The 17,930-nt window shown below is 50.5% G+C and carries 14 protein-coding genes; 5 read left to right on the forward strand and 9 right to left on the reverse strand.

The features are described 5' to 3' along the window. Positions 1-243: 243 nt before the first annotated feature. A complete protein-coding gene (locus ACIFQM_RS22785) occupies positions 244-486 on the reverse strand; it encodes a hypothetical protein (protein WP_430044535.1) in 243 nt (80 codons plus the stop codon). Between the two features lie 192 nt (positions 487-678). Between ACIFQM_RS22785 and ACIFQM_RS22790 the strand changes: the two genes are divergently transcribed. Continuing rightward, the gene (locus ACIFQM_RS22790; protein ID WP_430044533.1) at positions 679-2,442 is read left to right on the forward strand and encodes a sulfatase-like hydrolase/transferase; all 1,764 of its coding nucleotides are present in this window, start codon (positions 679-681) and stop codon (positions 2,440-2,442) included. 86 nt (positions 2,443-2,528) lie between these two features. Here ACIFQM_RS22790 and ACIFQM_RS22795 read toward each other — a convergent pair whose 3' ends face one another. The 4 genes from ACIFQM_RS22795 to ACIFQM_RS22810 all read right to left on the reverse strand — a co-directional run bounded on the left by ACIFQM_RS22795 (position 2,529) and on the right by ACIFQM_RS22810 (position 6,754). Then, positions 2,529-3,635 carry a Gfo/Idh/MocA family protein gene (locus ACIFQM_RS22795; RefSeq protein ID WP_430044531.1) on the reverse strand — a complete coding sequence of 369 codons (1,107 nt, stop codon included), beginning with the start codon at positions 3,633-3,635 and terminating at the stop codon, positions 2,529-2,531. Between the two features lie 73 nt (positions 3,636-3,708). Further along, positions 3,709-4,437, reverse strand: coding sequence for a ThuA domain-containing protein (locus ACIFQM_RS22800; protein ID WP_430044529.1), 729 nt, complete (start codon positions 4,435-4,437; stop codon positions 3,709-3,711). A gap of 37 nt (positions 4,438-4,474) precedes the next feature. After that, positions 4,475-5,647, reverse strand: a complete 1,173-nt coding sequence (locus ACIFQM_RS22805) for a Gfo/Idh/MocA family protein (RefSeq protein WP_430044527.1) — start codon at positions 5,645-5,647, stop codon at positions 4,475-4,477. Between the two features lie 51 nt (positions 5,648-5,698). Further along, positions 5,699-6,754 (reverse strand): LacI family DNA-binding transcriptional regulator, encoded by a 1,056-nt coding sequence (locus tag ACIFQM_RS22810; protein WP_430044538.1) that lies wholly within the window; start codon positions 6,752-6,754, stop codon positions 5,699-5,701. Positions 6,755-7,120: 366 nt separating this feature from the next. Here ACIFQM_RS22810 and ACIFQM_RS22815 point away from each other — a divergent pair, with 366 nt between their 5' ends. The 4 genes from ACIFQM_RS22815 (at position 7,121) to ACIFQM_RS22830 (ending at position 12,824) form a co-directional block, all read left to right on the forward strand. After that, entirely contained in the window at positions 7,121-8,635 is a 1,515-nt protein-coding gene (locus tag ACIFQM_RS22815; protein WP_430044525.1) for an alpha-N-arabinofuranosidase, read from the forward strand. A 417-nt stretch (positions 8,636-9,052) separates the two neighbouring features. Further along, entirely contained in the window at positions 9,053-10,900 is a 1,848-nt protein-coding gene (locus tag ACIFQM_RS22820) for an HSP90 family protein (RefSeq protein WP_430044523.1), read from the forward strand. Between the two features lie 26 nt (positions 10,901-10,926). Further along, positions 10,927-11,988, forward strand: coding sequence for a hypothetical protein (locus tag ACIFQM_RS22825; RefSeq protein WP_430044520.1), 1,062 nt, complete (start codon positions 10,927-10,929; stop codon positions 11,986-11,988). Positions 11,989-12,077: 89 nt separating this feature from the next. Then, positions 12,078-12,824, forward strand: coding sequence for a glycerophosphodiester phosphodiesterase (locus tag ACIFQM_RS22830; RefSeq protein WP_430044518.1), 747 nt, complete (start codon positions 12,078-12,080; stop codon positions 12,822-12,824). Between the two features lie 328 nt (positions 12,825-13,152). Here ACIFQM_RS22830 and galU read toward each other — a convergent pair whose 3' ends face one another. The 4 genes from galU to ACIFQM_RS22850 are packed head-to-tail and all read right to left on the reverse strand — an operon-like array spanning position 13,153 to position 17,803. Beyond that, positions 13,153-14,028 (reverse strand): UTP--glucose-1-phosphate uridylyltransferase GalU, encoded by an 876-nt coding sequence (galU, locus tag ACIFQM_RS22835; protein WP_430044517.1) that lies wholly within the window; start codon positions 14,026-14,028, stop codon positions 13,153-13,155. Then, positions 14,025-14,447: a GtrA family protein gene (locus ACIFQM_RS22840; RefSeq protein ID WP_430044515.1), complete on the reverse strand. Its 423-nt coding sequence runs from the start codon at positions 14,445-14,447 to the stop codon at positions 14,025-14,027. The genes galU and ACIFQM_RS22840 overlap by 4 nt, the downstream gene beginning before the upstream one ends. A 3-nt stretch (positions 14,448-14,450) precedes the next feature. Beyond that, positions 14,451-15,542, reverse strand: a complete 1,092-nt coding sequence (locus ACIFQM_RS22845) for a glycosyltransferase family 2 protein (RefSeq protein ID WP_430047893.1) — start codon at positions 15,540-15,542, stop codon at positions 14,451-14,453. Between the two features lie 17 nt (positions 15,543-15,559). Continuing rightward, on the reverse strand, positions 15,560-17,803 hold the full coding sequence (locus ACIFQM_RS22850; RefSeq protein ID WP_430044512.1) for a glycosyltransferase family 39 protein: 2,244 nt from the start codon (positions 17,801-17,803) through the stop codon (positions 15,560-15,562). Positions 17,804-17,930 lie beyond the last annotated feature (127 nt).

A 17,930-nucleotide genomic window follows, 5' to 3' on the forward strand; every position in this document is an offset into this window, starting at 1 on the left:
AGGCAGGATGGATTGAAGGATGGATGTAAACATGATAGAATTTTTCATGAGATCGTCCTCTTTCTGAATCGCTTGTTGGTACAAACGATTCTACAGAAAAGACGGTCTTTTTTCTACTATTTTTTGGTTATTCAACAGGCGTGCTAACATATTAACATGGTTAATTAGGAGATGTAACAAAACGGTGGAACCAAGGAATCCACCGTTTTGTTGTTTAAAATGAATGGTTTTAAACTATGATTTTTATATTTGAATAGCTTTAATCTCATGTTCAGTTAATTCAGTAATCCTTGCAATTGTTGGAAGCTCAAAACCCATTTTAATCAGATTCTTGGTTGCACTTCTTTTGGTTATGAGTCTACCTATGGTTATGCCCACAGACTCTGCTCTATCGAGCATGGAAGCTTCATCGTGCAGGTATTTCTGCCGAGCTTCATACAGTCGTCTTGCTTCCGAATCCTGACTCAAGAATTGCAGCGTGTCCATGGTTTTTTCCAATCCTGGTTCGTTCAGTCTACTCGCGGATCAAGCAACTCCATGATGACCAGCTCCCGTTTTGTATTCATTATATCATCTTTTTTAAGATATCAGAATGTCTGAACTTCTTTTCCGAATGATACTGTTTTGGGGCTTCACAACATAATCTTAGGGTAAAAACCAACCTAGGATGTGTATTCCATGAACGATAGCTCATTTTCACCCCGACCCTTTGAAAAACCTAACTTTCTGATACTCCTTGTGGATGAGGAACGGTATCCTGCGGTTTATGAAAACCGGGAAATCAAAGAATGGAGCAGACAAAATCTTATTACGCAAGGACTCTTGAGGTCTCACGGACTGGAGTTTCACAGGCATTATATTGGAAGTGCTGCATGCAGCCCCAGCAGAACAACCTTGTTCACCGGTCATTATCCCTCACTCCATGGCGTCACTCAGACAGGCGGAGTGGCCAAGGAGGCATTCGACTCCGATATGTTCTGGCTGGATCGAAACACGGTGCCTACAATGGGGGATTATTTTCGCGCAGCCGGATACCAAACGTACTATAAAGGAAAATGGCATATATCCGATGAGGATATTATCATCCCGGGTACGCACAAAGCCCTCCCCAGCTATCATCCACTGACAGGTGTACCGGACAGAAGACGGGAAGGCATATATGAGCAAGCCGACCGCTTGGATAGCTTTGGATTTTCCGGGTGGATCGGTCCGGAGCCGCATGGGAGAAACCCACGAAATTCCGGTTCCTCCGCCGCTGTTGGTTTAAGCGGACGAGATGAGGTGTATGCCGCAGAAACGGTTGAGCTCATCGAAGCCCTTGACCACCAGAAAGAACATGACAACCATGCAGAGCCTTGGTTAGTCGTAGCTTCATTTGTGAACCCGCATGATATTGTTTTATATGGTGCTATTACTGCACGGTTGCCTATGTTTCGATTTGAGGTGGAGCCGATGCCAGCGGTCGCTCCTCCACCGACGATTAACGAATGGCTGGCCACAAAGCCGCGCTGTCAGGCAAGCTACAGGGATATTTACCCTAGAGCGTTACAGCCCATTATAGATCAGCCCTTTTACCGAAAGCTGTACTACCAGTTGCAAAAAAATGCAGACCGTCAGATGCTGAAGGTATTTGAAGCACTGACCCGGTCTTCTTTCTACGATAATACCATTGTGATTTTTACATCCGATCATGGAGATTTGCTAGGCGCTCACGGCAATCTTCATCAAAAATTTTACTGTGCGTACGAAGAGGTTGTGCATGTGCCTTTGGTTATCCATAACCAACATCTGTTTCCTCAATATAAAAGCGAGCATACCCTGACAAACCACGTGGATCTCTTGCCTACGATGCTTGGACTGGCGAATGCTGACATCGCTGCGATCCAGAGCGGCCTGCAAAACAGCTTTAGCGAAGCCCGTCCCTTGGTGGGACGTAATCTTGCTCCTGTTATTCTCGGACAGAATCAGGGAGAGATAGCTGACCAGCCGGTTTATTTTATGACCGACGACGATGTGACCCGAGGCCAGCGGCAGATCAATATACTGGGAAAGGCATATCCGTCAGTTGTTCAGCCCAATCATATCGAGACTGTCATTACGACCCTGCAAAGAGAGGGGGTAAAGGAGCTGTGGAAGTTTACCCGCTATTTTGACAGTACTCAATTCTGGAGCCAACCAGGGGTGAAGGATGTTACTATGCGCCCCGTGGGTGAGCATACATGCGGACAATACTCTCAATGGGCTACACAGGTCAAAACGCAACCGGATCGTGACGAATTTGAATTGTATAACCTGACCAGCGACCCTTTGGAAACATGTAACCTTGCCCATCCCGCATTTGCAACGCAGCAGAGCAGAAGCGTACAGCAACAGATGATGCGTTTACTGGAGGAACAACGTAAACAAAAACGTTTATACCCCGCTCAATCAGGTGTGAGGTGAAAAATCCCAAAAAATAACTTTTGCTTACAGCCCCACCAGTCTTGTAAATCTGGCCTGCTGCGAATCAGCATCAGGCTGACATTACTTTACGCATCCAACGTATACAAGGGTAGATTTTCCGGCAAAGCTGCCGGGCGCAGGCATGTGCTCTGCATCGGATAGAATGTCTGCTCATCGGAGGAATCATGGAACGCCCACATCGCCTCCAGCACATGGTAGGCCAGTTCACCGCTGGCGCGGTGAGGCCGTCCGCTGCGGACAGCGTAGGCCATATCGGCAACGCCGATGCCCCGTGTATTTTCCAGGTAGCCCGGCAGCAGCGGTGCCTCTGTCCATTCCTGCTCGCCCAGCAGTCTATAGCGAACGGGTCCTCCGAACGTGTTCGGGTCAGGCACCTGCAGCGTGCCAAGAGTACCATATACCTCAATCGGTGGCAGGGAGCTACCACCAAAGATGTCAAAGCTGGTGATCAGCGTGCCGACAGCCCCCTGCTCGAAGCGTAGCAATCCGGCCACATGGGTCGGAATGTCGACCGGGATGGTCTGGTCTTTCTTTTTCTCGCTCGTAATTATTCGCTGGTCTAGCGCCTTGCCTGTCATGCCGGAGATGGTGGCAATTGGACCAAGCAATTGCACCAGAGCCGTCAAATAATAAGGCCCCATATCAAACATAGGGCCACCGCCCACAGCATAATAAAATTCAGGATCGGGATGCCAATGCTCATGTCCGCGGCTCATCATGAAGGCTGTAGCAGCTACCGGCCTACCAATGACCCCGTCTTCCATCAGCTTCAATGACGTCTGTATGCCGGAGCCGAAGAAGGTTTCCGGTGCGCAGCCCACAAGCAGCCCCTTGCGGCGGGCCAGCTCCAAGACTGCCTGGCCCTGCTCACGGGTGACTGCAAGCGGCTTCTCTACATAGACATGCTTGCCTGTCTCAAGAGCTCTGAGGGATACGTCGGCGTGAACAGCCGGAATGGTCAGATTAATGATGAGTTCGATCTCTGGATCAGCCAGGATCTCATTGACCGAGTATACGTTCGGAACGTTGTAGGCTGCCGCCTGCTCCCTTGCCCGGTCCTGATCCAGATCCGCTACTGCGGACAGCTCCAGAATGTCGAAGCGATGGCAATTTTCCATGTAAATTCCGCTGATTTTACCACAACCAATAATGCCCACCTTCATTTTGTTCATGTCTGGACTCCCTTCACCTTCAAAAAATGGATAATGGAATTTCCTTACTGCATCCGATACCATCCTGTCCGCGCTACTGCTGCTGGTTGTCTGCCATGCCCGTATAAGCATCTGCCAGAGAGCTGCCCCGGGAAGCCGCCGTCTGTTTGCCTGCCGCCGCCCACAGGAACCCGCTGCGCATCATCTCGGTCACTTGGGGCATCTCTATGATATCCGCGTGATGTCCCAGCGAATTGTAGAAGACGCGGCCGTTCCCCCAGCGCTTCGTCCATACAACGGGCATATCCACCGGCCCGTTGGCTGAATGTGGACCCGGTACGACCGGGAAGCGTGTGGTCGCCAGCACTTCAACCGCCGGGTCCACGTGGAGGTAGTACTGCTCGCTTTTGACCTGAAAATCCTCAATATGGTCTAGCAGCGGGCTGGAGCCGCGCTTTATGTTCACTCTATACTCCACCCCGTCATTGCCGGGATGTGCAACCCATTGCCCGCCTGTCACGAACTGCCAATCCACATTGTTCCGGAAGGCATCACACATGCCGCCATGGCAGCCTGCCAGGCCAACGCCGCTCTGAACTGCTGCCGAGACATGATTGACCAGCTCCTGCTCAATCTGTCCCATGGTCCACAACGGAATGATCAGGTCCAGGCCAAGCAGCTTCTCCGCATCCTGGTAGGCTTCAAGAGTATTAGACACCTCTACCTCGAACCGCTCTTCCTTCAGAATCCGTTCAAAAATGGCCGCCACCTGCTCCGGCTCATGTCCGTCCCATCCACCCCATACAATCAGCGCCTTGCTCATCTGTAATCCACTCACCTTTCGGAATGTGATAGTTATCTTACATTTCTTCAATGGATACCCAGCGGCGCTCCTCTATGGAGCGTTCTACCGCTTCAAGCACGGCCTGACAAGCGACCCCGTCGTGGAAGTTCGGCACAGGCTGCCGTCCCTCGGAGATGGCACTCATCAGCTCAAGCATCTCGTGGGTGAAGGTATGCTCGAATCCGATTGTATGTCCCGCAGGCCACCAGGCCTCGGAGTACTTGTGTGCCGGATCGGTGGCGAGCACGCGGCGGAAGCCCTGAACGTCCTTCTCATCTTGTGTGAAATACACTTCCAGTTCGTTCATCCGTTCAAAGTCAAACCGCACACTGCCCAAACTGCCGTTGATCTCGAACGAATTGGTGCTCCGGTGCCCGGCGGCAAACCGTGTAGCCTCGAAGCTGCCCAGCGCACCTCCGGCAAAGCGTGCCAGGAACAGCGTGGCATCATCGACCGTCACTTCTCCCATTGGCGCATTCACCCCGGCGCTGCCCTTGGCGCTCAATCCGGTCATCTCCGAAGCCAGCGGGCGCTGCTTGATGAACGTCTCGCTCATACCGATCACTTCATGAAACTCGCCGACCAGGAAGCGGGCGAGATCAATCAGATGAGCGCCAAGATCACCATGAGAGCCAGAACCGGCCACTTCCTTTTGCAGCCGCCACACCAGCGGGAAGGACGGGTCCATGATCCAGTCCTGAAGGAAAAAGGCACGGAAATGATAGATTTTGCCGAGGCGACCGCTCTCGACTAGCTGCTTCGCCAGCTGGACAGCGGGAGAGAAGCGGTAGTTGAAGCCGATCATATGTCTGACACCCGCTTCCTCCGCTGCCTGTAGCATGTCACGGGAATCCGCCAGCGAGAGCGCAAGCGGCTTCTCACAGAACAGATGCTTGCCATGGAGGGCGGCCTCAACGACAATTTCCTTATGGGTATCACTCGGAGCGTTGATGTCAATGAGATCAATATCGTCACGTTTTACCAAATCACACCAATTGGTAACGCTTTCGGTCCAGCCGAACTGGCGGGCAGCCGCCTGAACTCCCTGCTCGTTGCGTCCACAGATGACGGACATCTCCGGCTGTAGAGGGGCACTCGGGAAGAACATGGGCAGGCTACGGTAAGCGTTGCTGTGAGCCTTGCCCATAAATTTGTAGCCAATCATACCGATACGAAGACGATTAGACATGTCGTTATCCTCCTTATGGGTCTGAGTTCCAACGAATCTTAACGAATGCGGCTATTGACGAATAGATGATGCCCTGATAATCAACTCCGTGGACAGAAGCTCTCTTATCGAGGCGCACCCGGTCAGTTCCAAGGCTGGAATGCGATCTAGAGAATCCGGTATAAGCTTCGTGGCTGCAAGCACCCCCATCTCATAAAAAGGAACGCGGACACTGCTTAGCGGGGGAACAGACATCTCGGCCACATCCGAATCGTCATAGCCTACGAACGCCGGGAATCGGTCAACGCCTAATCCGAGCTCGCGAAGCCCCTGCATCACCCCGATGGCCATCCGGTCATTCGCCGCAAAAACGGCGTCAATGTCATTCAGCCTGCCTGCGATTGTAGCCGACGCTTTGAGACCGCTTCTACGGCTATAATTGCCCTCCAGAAGCAGCTCGCGATCATATTCAATACCGGCATCCTGAAGCGCAGTGCGGTATCCCTTCAATCGCTCTGTACTGTTGGAATAGGTATCCGGGCCGTTGAGAAAGGCAATCCGCTTGCACCCCTGCTCAATGAGGTGACTTACAGCCGCCCGGCTTCCCTCCACGTGGTCTGCATCCACTTCACAGAACGACTGTCCTGCAAAATGGTGATTCATGACGCAGAACGGACGCCCTTCTTCCCGAAGTCTGGTCAGTGCTTCCAACTCATCGTGGTCATCCCTGGCTCCCAGGATGATACAGGCATCAACCTTTTGCTGGCGGAAAAGCCCGCTGTAATCCATCCTGTCCCCAGGCTTCCGGAACAATAGTAGCAGATCGAGCCCGCTGTCCCTGGCCTTGCTTCCGATGCCGCTCAGCATCTCGGAGAAAAAATAGGCTGAGAACAGGTGCGCCTTCGGCACATAAGGCATAACCACACCAAGATGCCCGCTCTTGCTTCGGGCAAAGTTGCGTGCCAGCGAGCTGGGAACATATCCAAGCTGATTGGCGGCCTCCTTGACCTTCTTCCGAGTCTCTTCCTTGATCGGACCGATCGCGTTCAATACCCGCGACACCGTCGCTTCAGATACGCCAGCGAGCTCTGCTACTTCCTTGCGCGATACGATATTGCCCACCTCCAGTCATTTTATGTACGCGCGTACATTTTCTCATGCAGCCCTGCCTCTGTCAATCCCACTTTCTTTAGGTATAGCTACTTCAGGATTTTGCAAAATGCTCACTTAAGAAAGAAGCTATTTGCTAAACGTAACCTATTGCTTATCGTTCATTAAAATAGTTAATAAATATATTAAGTATTTAATGATAATATTGACCATGACATTTATGGTGTGTTATATTAAATCCGTAAATGAGCATTTTGCAGCACCGTCTGTCTATTGTACTTTCGAGCGTTGGGAATCGAATGATGCAAAATGCTGAAATAAAACGGTTTGTTAGTCTCAGAGGTACGACGGATTTTATTTTCACATTCAGAGAGGATGGTTTAGGTGGCAGCAGCTGTAAAAGCAAAAATGATTGTAGACAAGTCATTTCGTATTGCTGAAGTCGATAAACGCATTTATGGTTCTTTTGTAGAGCATCTCGGGCGTGCTGTATATGGCGGTATTTATGAGCCTACTCATTCAACCAGTGATGAAAGCGGTTTCCGAAATGATGTAAAAGAGCTGGTGAAGCAGCTTGATGTTCCTATTATACGCTACCCGGGCGGGAATTTTGTATCCGGTTACAATTGGGAGGATGGTGTCGGTCCTGTTGCGTCCAGACCTAGACAGCTAGAGCTGGCGTGGAGAACGGTCGAGCCGAATGAAGTGGGTACGAACGAGTTTTTCAAATGGGCGAAAGAAATCGGCTCAGAGGTTATGATGGCGGTTAATCTGGGTACGCGCGGGATTGAAGCGGCGCGTAACCTGGTGGAATATTGCAACCATCCGGGCGGCTCCTACTGGAGTGATCTACGCCGCAGTCACGGTGTAGAGCAACCGCATAAGATTAAAACCTGGTGTCTCGGCAACGAAATGGATGGCCCATGGCAGATTGGACACAAGACAGCGGAAGAGTACGGTCGTCTCGCGGTAGAGTCCGCCAAAGCAATGAGGCTGATTGACCCTGACATTGAGCTTGTCTCTTGCGGCAGCTCCAGTTCGACAATGCCGACGTTCCCTGAATGGGAAGCGACGACGCTGGATCATACCTATGAGGTAGCCGACTATATTTCTCTGCATCAATACTACGGCAACCACGACAATGATACGGCCAATTATTTGGCACGTTCCATGGATATGGACCATTTTATTCATACAGTTATTTCGACCTGTGACTATATCAAAGCGAAGAAGCGCAGCAAGAAAAAAATGATGCTCAGCTTCGATGAATGGAATGTGTGGTACCACTCCAACGATGCGGACAGCAAAATTGATCCGTGGTCTGTGGCGCCGCCCCAGCTTGAGGATATTTACAACTTCGAGGATGCACTGCTGGTGGGAAGTATGCTGATTACGTTCCTGCGTCATGCTGACCGTGTAAAAATGGCTTGCCTTGCCCAACTGGTCAATGTCATTGCGCCAATCATGACTGAAAATAACGGCAAAGCGTGGAAGCAGACGATTTTCTATCCGTATCTGCATGCATCCCGTTATGGTCGCGGTGTATCGTTGATGCCCGTGGTAGACTCGGAAAAATACGATTCCAAGGATTTCACAGACATTCCTTATCTGGATAGCGCTGTGGTCTATGATGAAGAGGGAGACGCTCTGACTGTCTTTGCGGTAAACCGTCACTTGTCCGAGTCGCTGGAGTTGACGGTGGATGTGCGCAGCTTTGAAGGCTACCGCATTGTGGAGCATACGGTGCTGGAGCATGACGATCTCAAAGCAACCAACAGTCCGGCAGGAGAAAAGGTTTCGCCTCACAACGGCGGTAATGCCAAGCTCGACGATGGCATCGTCAAAGCTCATTTGGGTAAAGCCTCGTGGAACGTAATCCGTCTGGCCAAGTCTCATTAATCCTTTTTTCTGCAAAAGGTACAGCCCGGCTGTACTGAACAAGCCCGCATTCTCTCTTGTATGGGTATACAGGAGCAGCCATGCGGGTTCTTTGCATAAAATGAGCCATTTGTCCCTCAGCAGATCTAGCGATACTTGAATAGGCTGATTTTTAAATAAAAATTATTTTAATTACTAAATTTAACTAAAATAAGGTGATGCTTATTAACTATACTCTCATATTACATACATTTTTATGAAGTTAATTAGACCCAGTTCCAATCAGCCAAGGTGAAAAAAGACCCTATTATATCGTTGTCAACGTATTGATATCAGAAAGCAGGTGTGCAATCCGTCTGTAATCCACGTTATAATTTACATGATGGTTAATCCAAAAGCCAAGGATTGTCGTAGCATTTCCAGAAAGGAATGATCTGTATGAGTCAAACGGACGAATATCGTTTTCAGGTGAACTTGGGCGGGATGATTGATATTTTGGCCAATCATTTATATAGCAGCCCACGCGTGTTTATACGCGAGGTACTGCAAAATGCAACAGACGCCATTACGGCTCGCAAGGAGCTAGGGGAGACTGCTGCTGAAAGTAAAAGCTTTGAAGGTAAAGTGACCGTGGAGTTATCTGGCTCCGGTGAACAACAGGTTTTGATGATTCAGGATAACGGCATTGGACTGACGGAAGAGGATATTCATCGCTTTCTGTCGATCATTGGCCAGTCTTCGAAGAAGGGGACGGATTTACTGGCCTCGGAGACATCATTTATCGGGCGATTTGGGATTGGCTTGCTGTCTTGCTTTATGGTGAGCGATGAAATCGTGGTGCTGACGCGCTCGGTAAAGGAAGGCATCTCCATGGAATGGAGAGGGAAACCGGACGGAACGTATACGATTCGTCGATTGGAAACTGAGCTGCCTGTAGGCACGCAAATTTATGTGCGCTGCAAGCCGGGGAGCGAGCTGTATTATGAGCCAGCGCAGGTGGAGGAGTCTCTATTTTATTATGGGGCGCTGCTGCCATATCCGGTCATGCTGTCAGTAGCCGGGGAGACCAAGCGCGTCAATCTTCCATCTACCCGTTGGATGCAGGACCCGGAACAATTGCGCAGTCGTCGCGGTGAGGTGCTGGACTTGGGCTATCGCCTGATGGGTGAGCGCTTTGGCGATTTTATTCCACTGCGGACGGCATCGGGCAGAACAGGCGGGATTGCATTCATTTTGCCGCGTAGCATTAATCTCAACAGCAAGCGGCTGCATCGGGTGTATCTGAAGCATATGCTGGTGTCCGACAAAGCGGAAAATGTATTGCCGGAGTGGGCTTTTTTCATTAAAAGTCTGATCTGGACAGATGAATTGCAGCCGACAGCATCACGTGAGTATTTTTACGAAAATGAGCAGCTTGATGGTGTTCGTTCTGAACTGGGAACCTGTATTCGGCAAGAGCTGCTACGCATGGCGGAGTATGAGCCAGACCGCTTGCAGCATTGGATTCGTTTGCATGAGCTTTCCATGAAGGCGCTCGCGGTGGAGGATGATGAATTTCTGCGGATTATGCACCGCTGGTTTTCCTTTGAAAGTACATTTGGGCGGCGGGAGCTGAGTGAACTGATCCGTGAGGCGGGCGGGCGTCCGCTCCATTACACATCGACGGTTGATGAGTATCGCCAAATTACCCATGTGGCGGCGGCGCAATCCATGCTGGTGATCAACGGCGGCTATATTTACGATACGGAAATTTTGGAAAAGCTGCATTGGATCGACCCTGCTCTGCAAGCCGAGCGGCTTAGTCCCGAGGATGTGTCTCTTTCATTTACTGGGCTAACGCAGGAAGAGCGCGAGCAGTATTACAGCGTGCTACGCGTCATGGATGCTGCTTTGCAACCGATGCGCTGTCGTACGGAATTGAAGCGTTTTGAGCCGGCGAGCTTGCCTGTGCTATATACCATTTCGCAGGATGCGCTAACCTTGCGTTCAATGGAAAACACCGTCGAAGAAACAACTTCGCTTTTTTCCAATGTACTCGATAGTCTGAAAGCCGGGGTCCAGCAGAATGCGGGCTACTCGACTTTATATTTTAATCTGAACAATCCGGTGGTGGCGCGTATTTTTGAGGCTACCGATGCACAGATGATTACGGCTGCAACGGAAATGATGTATGTGAACGCGCTTATGATGGGCCATTATCCGATGAATCGGAGTGAGTTGGGGCTGATGAACCGGAGTGTGCTGCATTTTATCAATTGGGGATTAGGGAACGGACAAAACGCGTAATTACGTAATTACAGGAGGCTAGTCGAATGGAAGATACGATATATGATCTGATGGAACAAGCGCAGGATCTGCCCGGAGGGGCGGCCAAGCTGGCGATTTTGGAGGAAGCGGCCCGCTTGGCCGATACATCCGGATTGAAGGAGCTTGGCTACGAAGTCCGGGGAGAAATTGTGGACTGCGCTATTTTTAATGGATATCCGTTGAAGGCGCTGATCGCTTTTTCGTGGCAACTGGGTCAATTTGATCAAAACCCCGACGAATATGATGAGCAAGAGCTGCTGTGGACCTACAAATGGATTCTCGGCAAGGTGTGCAGCTTTCCCAATATACCGAAAACCCAGGTGGAGGATCTTGTGGAGGATATGCGCAAACGTTATGCCGAATACGGGTATAATGAGCGTCCATATCACTACTATAAGTTCCGTATCGCGATGGATATGGGGAGATTGGATGAAGCACGCCAGTATCTGGATACCTTTCGTACGATTGAACGGGATAGCATGAGTGATTGTGAAGCCTGCGAGCAGAGCCAGATCGTACGGTTTTACTATTTGACCGGAGAGGACGAGCAGGCGCTTGCCGTGGCCAAACCGATTTTGTCGGGACGGATGACATGTGCGGAAGTGCCGCATGTGACGCTCTCACAGGTGCTATTGCCGCTTTACCGTCTAGGGGAAGCCGACAAGGCGAAGGATCATCATCGTAAGGGGTATCGCCTGATTCGGGATGACCGTGATTTTCTGAAAACCATCGCGGAGCATATCGAGTATTTGGCGGTTGCGGACCCGGTTAAGGGAATTGAAGTGGTAGAGCGTCATTTGCATATAGCGCTGGATTATGAGAGCGGGCTGGAGCAAATGTATTTTTACGCGGCAATGGTAGGTCTGCTGCAAAAGCTCGACGCTTCGGGTGATAGTAGATTGATCCGGCTGCCTGCTGCTTTGGAATGGGGCAAAGAGGAGCGTACGCTGACAGAAATTATTGCGTATTTCAGACCATTGGCAGAGTCGGCGGCAGCAGCATTTGATCGACGGAACGGGAATACGTTTTATACCGATTGGATCGGGAAAATGGTTCAAACCGCGTAGAGCAGAAGAGCCCCTGTGACGAATATTTTATACAGCCCAAACAATGAGCAGGTATGATGTTCCTGTGAAATGACAGGAGGGGTTATGTTGTGACTGTAACTGAGAAAGTTATTAATTTTGCACATCGTGGTGCTTCGGGTGTATGCCCTGAAAATACGATGGCGGCGTTCCGCCACGCTTTGGAGCTGGGGGCCACCGGCATAGAAACGGATGTGCAGCGTACCCGGGATGGGCATTTGGTGCTCCTTCACGATGAATCACTGAAACGCACGACAGGCTCTCCGCTGGATGTACGCGATATTACGCTGGAAGAACTGAATGGACTAGATGCAGGCGGCTGGTTTGATGAGAAATTCCGGGGTGAGCGGGTGCCGTTGCTGGACGAGCTGCTGGAGCTGGCGCAGGCTTCGGATGCAATCATTAATCTGGAATTGAAAAATAGCATATACCTCTATCCTGGTATGGAGGAAGAGGTGATTGCCGCTGTACGACGTTTCGGTTTAGAGGAGCGGGTGATTATCTCCAGCTTCAATCATGAATCGCTGGCGCTCTGTGCGCAATTGGCCCCTGAGATCAAGACGGGAGCGCTGTATATTGAGATTATGGTTCGTCCGTCGGAGTATGCAAGACAATTCGGGGTCACAGCACTGCATGCCTACAAGCATTCCGTCACACCAGAGGCCGTATCTGAGGCTTTGGCGGTAGGCGTGGTCTACCATCCGTGGACAGTAAATGAGCCGGAAGAAATGCAGCGACTGCTGGAGGCCGGGGTGAGCGGTATTATCACCGACTACCCTGATCGCTTGGCATCTCTATTGGCTGTCCACTCTTCCTAAGCCGAAGATACCACGGAACTGCACTAAGCTCGCCGGGATATGGATATGGATATTTTTGAAGCCAAAAGACTCTCCTGTACGCACTCGTCCGAAGAACATATCATCACGATAATCTTGTTTCCTTTCTATTTGACGCCAAGCCGCATACGATAGCTGAACAGGATATCCAAGGTTCTGTGGTCATAGTCATCAGCAAAGCCGTTGATACTGTACTTTTACATTGTACAGGTTTATGTGTTGATCCATCTACTTTTATGGTTCCACAACATGGATCAGATATCAGAATATGCACAGGAAGAGGGGATAGGTGCAATCCTGTGTGCCTATTTTATCGTGAAGCCAGAGCCCACTCGCGCATCATGGAATCAAGCATTGGACGAAGATCCTCGCGCTGCATACCCATGTGGAGTACGGCTTCCAGGTATCCTGCTTTATCACCGATATCATAACGTGTGCCTTCCAGTTCTAGTGCCAGAAGTTGGTTCTGTAATGCTACCTGATGGAGGGCACCTGTCAGTTGATATTCGCCGCCCGCACCCGTGGACAGATTCTCCAATATGGAGAAAATGGAAGGCTCCAATACATACCGCCCAATGACCGCCTGCCGTGAAGGGGCCTCCGCAGGGGATGGTTTTTCAACAAGTCCGCCGACTTCGTGAATAAGACCGTTCTGATGGATGGAGTCAATAATGCCGTATTTACTTACATCCTGTTCTTCCACTGTGCGTACGCCGACCACTTGCTTGCCAGCCGCTTCGTAGACATCCATCATTTGGCGAATCGCCGGAGTGGAGGAATTCATAATATCATCGCCTAGCAACACAGCGAATGGCTCATCACCAATAAACTGACGGGCACAACGTACCGCATGTCCCAAACCGAGGGGTTCCTTTTGGCGGATATAGTGAATGACCGCTTTGCCCCCGATGCTTTGAACCTCGCGTAGAAGATCATACTTTACTTTACTTTCCAGTACTTGCTCCAGTTCTAAGGACTTGTCAAAATGATCCTCGATGGCTTTTTTATTACGTCCAGTCACGATAATGATGCTTTCAATCCCGGATTTGATGGCCTCTTCGACAATATATTGAATAGCCAGCTTGTCGACAATCGGAAGCATCTCTTTAGGCAAAGCTTTCGTAGCAGGTAAAAAACGAGTTCCTAATCCAGCGGCTGGAATCACGGCTTTTGTAATTTTTCTCATAGAGATTCACTTTCCTTTCGGGATGGGGAACCGAATACCCAATATCGGCTCCCGATATAATTGATGATCATTCCGGCTGCAGTGGCAATCAGCTTGCATACGGCAAGTGGCAGCTCGGTTCCACTGTGAAGCATTTGCAATAATAGGGAGGTTAGTCCCAATACGATCAGGTTGATGACGATAAATTTAGGCAATTGACGTTTGTGAGCATCGGGTGCTGGGTGTTTGTTGAATGTCCATTTACTGTTCAAAATGTAACTGTTGGCTGTGCCGAAGCTGTATGAAATGATCTGCGACAACACAACTGGAACTCCGGCCCAAGCCAGCAGCATGAAAATGATATAATCAACGCCCGTATTCACCAGTCCTACCATGCCAAAACGGATCATAGGGAGTAGCTGGGCCATGCGGCTTTTCATAGGTTATGCTCCGTGACCGGATTTAGGTCCGGTATATACCGTGCTGTTGCCGCGTACGGTGCGGCTGGCGGATATTAGGCTGTCACGGGAACCTTGCATGTACAGGGATTCACGTTGTTCAGGGGCCTTCATGGCATGGGTCGGGCCGTTTTCGTATTGCCCACCCAGATGTTCACGGACAATGTAGAGCGGGCGGGCTTTGGTTTCGTCATAAATCCGTCCAACATATTCACCCATGATACCGAGAATGATCAGGATCACTCCGTCAAAAATCAGGCTGATGCTAATCATGGACGACCAGCCCTTCATGACATAGGAATCGGTGAAAAGGTTGAGAAACAATACGTACATCAGATACAGAAAGCCGGACATGGACAGGAGTGCGCCGATATAACCTGCCAGCTTGAGCGGTTTAATGGAAAAGGATGTAATTCCATCCAGACTGAGCTTGATCATGCGTTTGAGCGGATACTTGGTTTCGCCTGCGAGCCGCTCATCGCGCTCATATTCCACAGCCGTCTGCTTGAAGCCGATCCAGCTAACGAGTCCACGGACAAACCGATTATTTTCCGGTAGCCGTTTCAATTCGTCTATTACCTTGCGATCCATCAGGCGGAAGTCGCCAGTGTCTACTGGGATATTAATATCCGTCGATGCTTTTAATACACGATAGAAGAGACGGGCAGACCACTTTTTGAAGCGGGTTTCGCCCTTGCGTTTCAGCCGTTTGGCGTAGACTACCTCATAGCCTTCCTTCCACTTGTTAGCCATCTCTACGATCAGTTCCGGCGGGTCCTGGAGGTCGGCGTCAATAACGACGACCGCCTCTCCCACCGCATAATCCATCCCGGCGGTAATCGCTAGCTGATGACCGAAATTACGGGAGAAATCAATCAATACGATGGTATCGTCTCTGAGACAGAACTCCTTGATCAACTGGACGCTGCGGTCCGAACTGCCGTCATTTACGAATATCAGCTCGTAGGGCTCGCCCATCGAGCCCATGACTTGTTTCAGCCGCCGATAGGTTTCGGTAATGACGGCTTCCTCGTTGTACATCGGAATAACTATGGAATAACGGATTTGTTCACTCATAAGTAGTTCCTCCTTATTTATAATGTGATTTCGTATAACGTACCGCTTCCGCCACGTTCGTTTCCGCCAGCTGTTGTTTTCCATTCATCTGTAGGAATCACTTTGCCGTGTTCCTTGATCCATGCTGTGACTTCGGAGTTACCGCTGTCCGGTCCACCGCCGCCTCCACCAGAGATCATGAAGTATTTCACTTGACCGCTTTCCACCAGCGCCTTGACCTTATCGACGGTATACACCGGATCAGAAGATACAAAGCCGTTCATAATGATCACTTTTTGTCCGGCTTCGATCAGATAAGGGGCAGCCGTTGAATAATTGCTTGCTGCGAAAAGGTAGGTTTCACCTGTGTTATGCTTTTGCAAATAGCTCAACGTTTTACTGTCCAGACTTTGACTACCGTTGGGTCCACCCATTCCTCTGGAGCGGGTAGAAGATCTCTGTTCTCTGTCTGTGCTTGTTCCTGTGCTTGAAGTAATACCATCAGAGCTGGATTGCTCTGCATTATTGGTTTGGTTATTCGTTTGAGTTCCTTCAGCTTTTTGCCCATTTGCACCCTGGCCTCGGTTGCCAAAATTACCTCCCGGCATTCCGCCACCGCCTCCACCGCCGCCAAATTGTGTCGGTCCGGCTTGTGGAATCATGCTGTTCCCCCCGTAGGTAATTGGCGTCAACGCCCAGTACACAGGGCCGATGAACATTGCGAGTACACTTGCAATGATGGCATATCTCGTGAACTTCTCGGATTTCAATCGTGCTACTACCAGTAGCGCCGTGCCGATGATACCGAGGATCAATACGGCGATGGACCAGCCACTGCCAATGGTGTCGTTGTAATTTTGCAGGACGAACCAGCTAAATACCGAGGTTGCCAGTACCGCTGCGGGTAACAGCCAGGAGAGCCAGCCGGAACGCTCACGATATTGCTCCCATAATTCCACGAATCCGGCTCCGAAGAGCGCTGCAATTGGTGGTGCGAGCATAATCAGGTAATAATGATGGAAGAAACCGGCTACGCTGAAAAATGCAGCTACGGGAATCAGCCAGGCCAGCCAGAAGATGACCTCTTTGTGTTTTTGCGTGATATTACGGCGTCGAATGCTTGCAAGCAGACCAATTGAAGCAATCAATGCGAATGGGAGCAGCCAGCTGGCCTGACCTGACAGGGCAGATTGGAACAACCGTAAAGGTCCCTTTTCACCAGTGCCGAACATGCCGCCACCAGAATTTCCACCAGGTCCACCCTGACCACCGCCTTGACCGCCTTGACCGTTACCGCCAAATCCGCCCGGCGGCATTTGGCCACCAGCGCCGTTGCCGTATGATGATGTGTCATCGGTACTGGAAGCGCCTGTTGTAGTGCTATCCGTTGATGTAGTTGCTTGAGCTTGATCCGAATTGGTATTGCTGCTGGTTGAAGCGTTTTGTTTCCACTCCGAGCGTTGACTGCCACCAGCGCCCCCGCCTGTTCCTTGGTTTCCCGTCAGACGGGACAGGCCGTTATAGCCAAAGGCCAGATTCAGTACGGAGTTCGTACCGCTGCTTCCCATATAAGGGCGCTGGTCTGCCGGAGTGGAGTCGACCACGACTGCCCAAGAGAGCGACACGGCCACGAGAACGACTGCCGATGCTGCCAGTGTTATCGCTTTTCGCTTCCAGTTAAACTTGGAGGCCAGCAGGTAGAAGAGTCCCAAAGCGGGAACAATCATATAGGCTTGAAGCATTTTTTCGTTAAAGGCGATCCCTACGACTGCGAAAGCCCAGAGGATCGGTCCCATTTTGTGGTTTCTAATGCCTCTGAACAGCAACCATGTTGCGAGCAGCAGTGTGAAAACCAGCATCGCATCAATGTTATTGGTGCGGCTGACCGCTACTGCAATTGGTGTAGTTGCCATAGCGAAGGCGGCCAGTCGAGCGGCCATCGTACCGAAGCTCGGCTTGACGAGCAGGTAAACGAGCAATACCGACCCGACCTGAGCGAGCGCTTGCGGCAGGATAACACTCCAGCCGTGAAGTCCGAAGATGTAGGCGCTCGCAGTCTGAATCCAGAACACGACAGGCGGTTTGTCTACCGTTACCGATCCAGCCGAATCGAGTGAGGCAAAGAAGAAGTTGTGAAAGTTTTCTAGCATGCTTGCTACGGCCGTCGTGTAGTAGGTGTTAACATATTTGTCTTGCCAGATGTTGTATCCGTTCAAAATCGCGGATATCAGCATGATGATGAGGGGGACGTCCGCCCTGCTCTTGAACCATTTCTTAATCATGTACATTCCACTCCCTGTGAAATTTCTTTGTATTTTCCGTTGTTCTAGCCACTTCCGATCTTGGGCCCGGTGAACTACCGGCTTGCTCTTATCATGCCTGACGTAGCTGAAATGGTCATGAGCGCTC

The organism is Paenibacillus sp. NRS-1782 (assembly GCF_050467685.1).
Taxonomy (GTDB): domain Bacteria; phylum Bacillota; class Bacilli; order Paenibacillales; family Paenibacillaceae; genus Paenibacillus; species Paenibacillus terrae_A.

Coding starts and splice junctions, on each gene's coding strand:
- ACIFQM_RS22805 (WP_430044527.1), bottom strand. CDS start 5,647: ATGTCTAATCGTCTTCGTATCGGTATGATTGGCTACAAATTTATGGGC.
- ACIFQM_RS22840 (WP_430044515.1), bottom strand. CDS start 14,447: ATGAAAAGCCGCATGGCCCAGCTACTCCCTATGATCCGTTTTGGCATG.
- galU (WP_430044517.1), bottom strand. CDS start 14,028: ATGAGAAAAATTACAAAAGCCGTGATTCCAGCCGCTGGATTAGGAACT.
- ACIFQM_RS22790 (WP_430044533.1), top strand. CDS start 679: ATGAACGATAGCTCATTTTCACCCCGACCCTTTGAAAAACCTAACTTT.
- ACIFQM_RS22795 (WP_430044531.1), bottom strand. CDS start 3,635: ATGAACAAAATGAAGGTGGGCATTATTGGTTGTGGTAAAATCAGCGGA.
- ACIFQM_RS22825 (WP_430044520.1), top strand. CDS start 10,927: ATGGAAGATACGATATATGATCTGATGGAACAAGCGCAGGATCTGCCC.
- ACIFQM_RS22845 (WP_430047893.1), bottom strand. CDS start 15,542: ATGAGTGAACAAATCCGTTATTCCATAGTTATTCCGATGTACAACGAG.
- ACIFQM_RS22820 (WP_430044523.1), top strand. CDS start 9,053: ATGAGTCAAACGGACGAATATCGTTTTCAGGTGAACTTGGGCGGGATG.
- ACIFQM_RS22785 (WP_430044535.1), bottom strand. CDS start 486: ATGGACACGCTGCAATTCTTGAGTCAGGATTCGGAAGCAAGACGACTG.
- ACIFQM_RS22850 (WP_430044512.1), bottom strand. CDS start 17,803: ATGATTAAGAAATGGTTCAAGAGCAGGGCGGACGTCCCCCTCATCATC.
- ACIFQM_RS22800 (WP_430044529.1), bottom strand. CDS start 4,437: ATGAGCAAGGCGCTGATTGTATGGGGTGGATGGGACGGACATGAGCCG.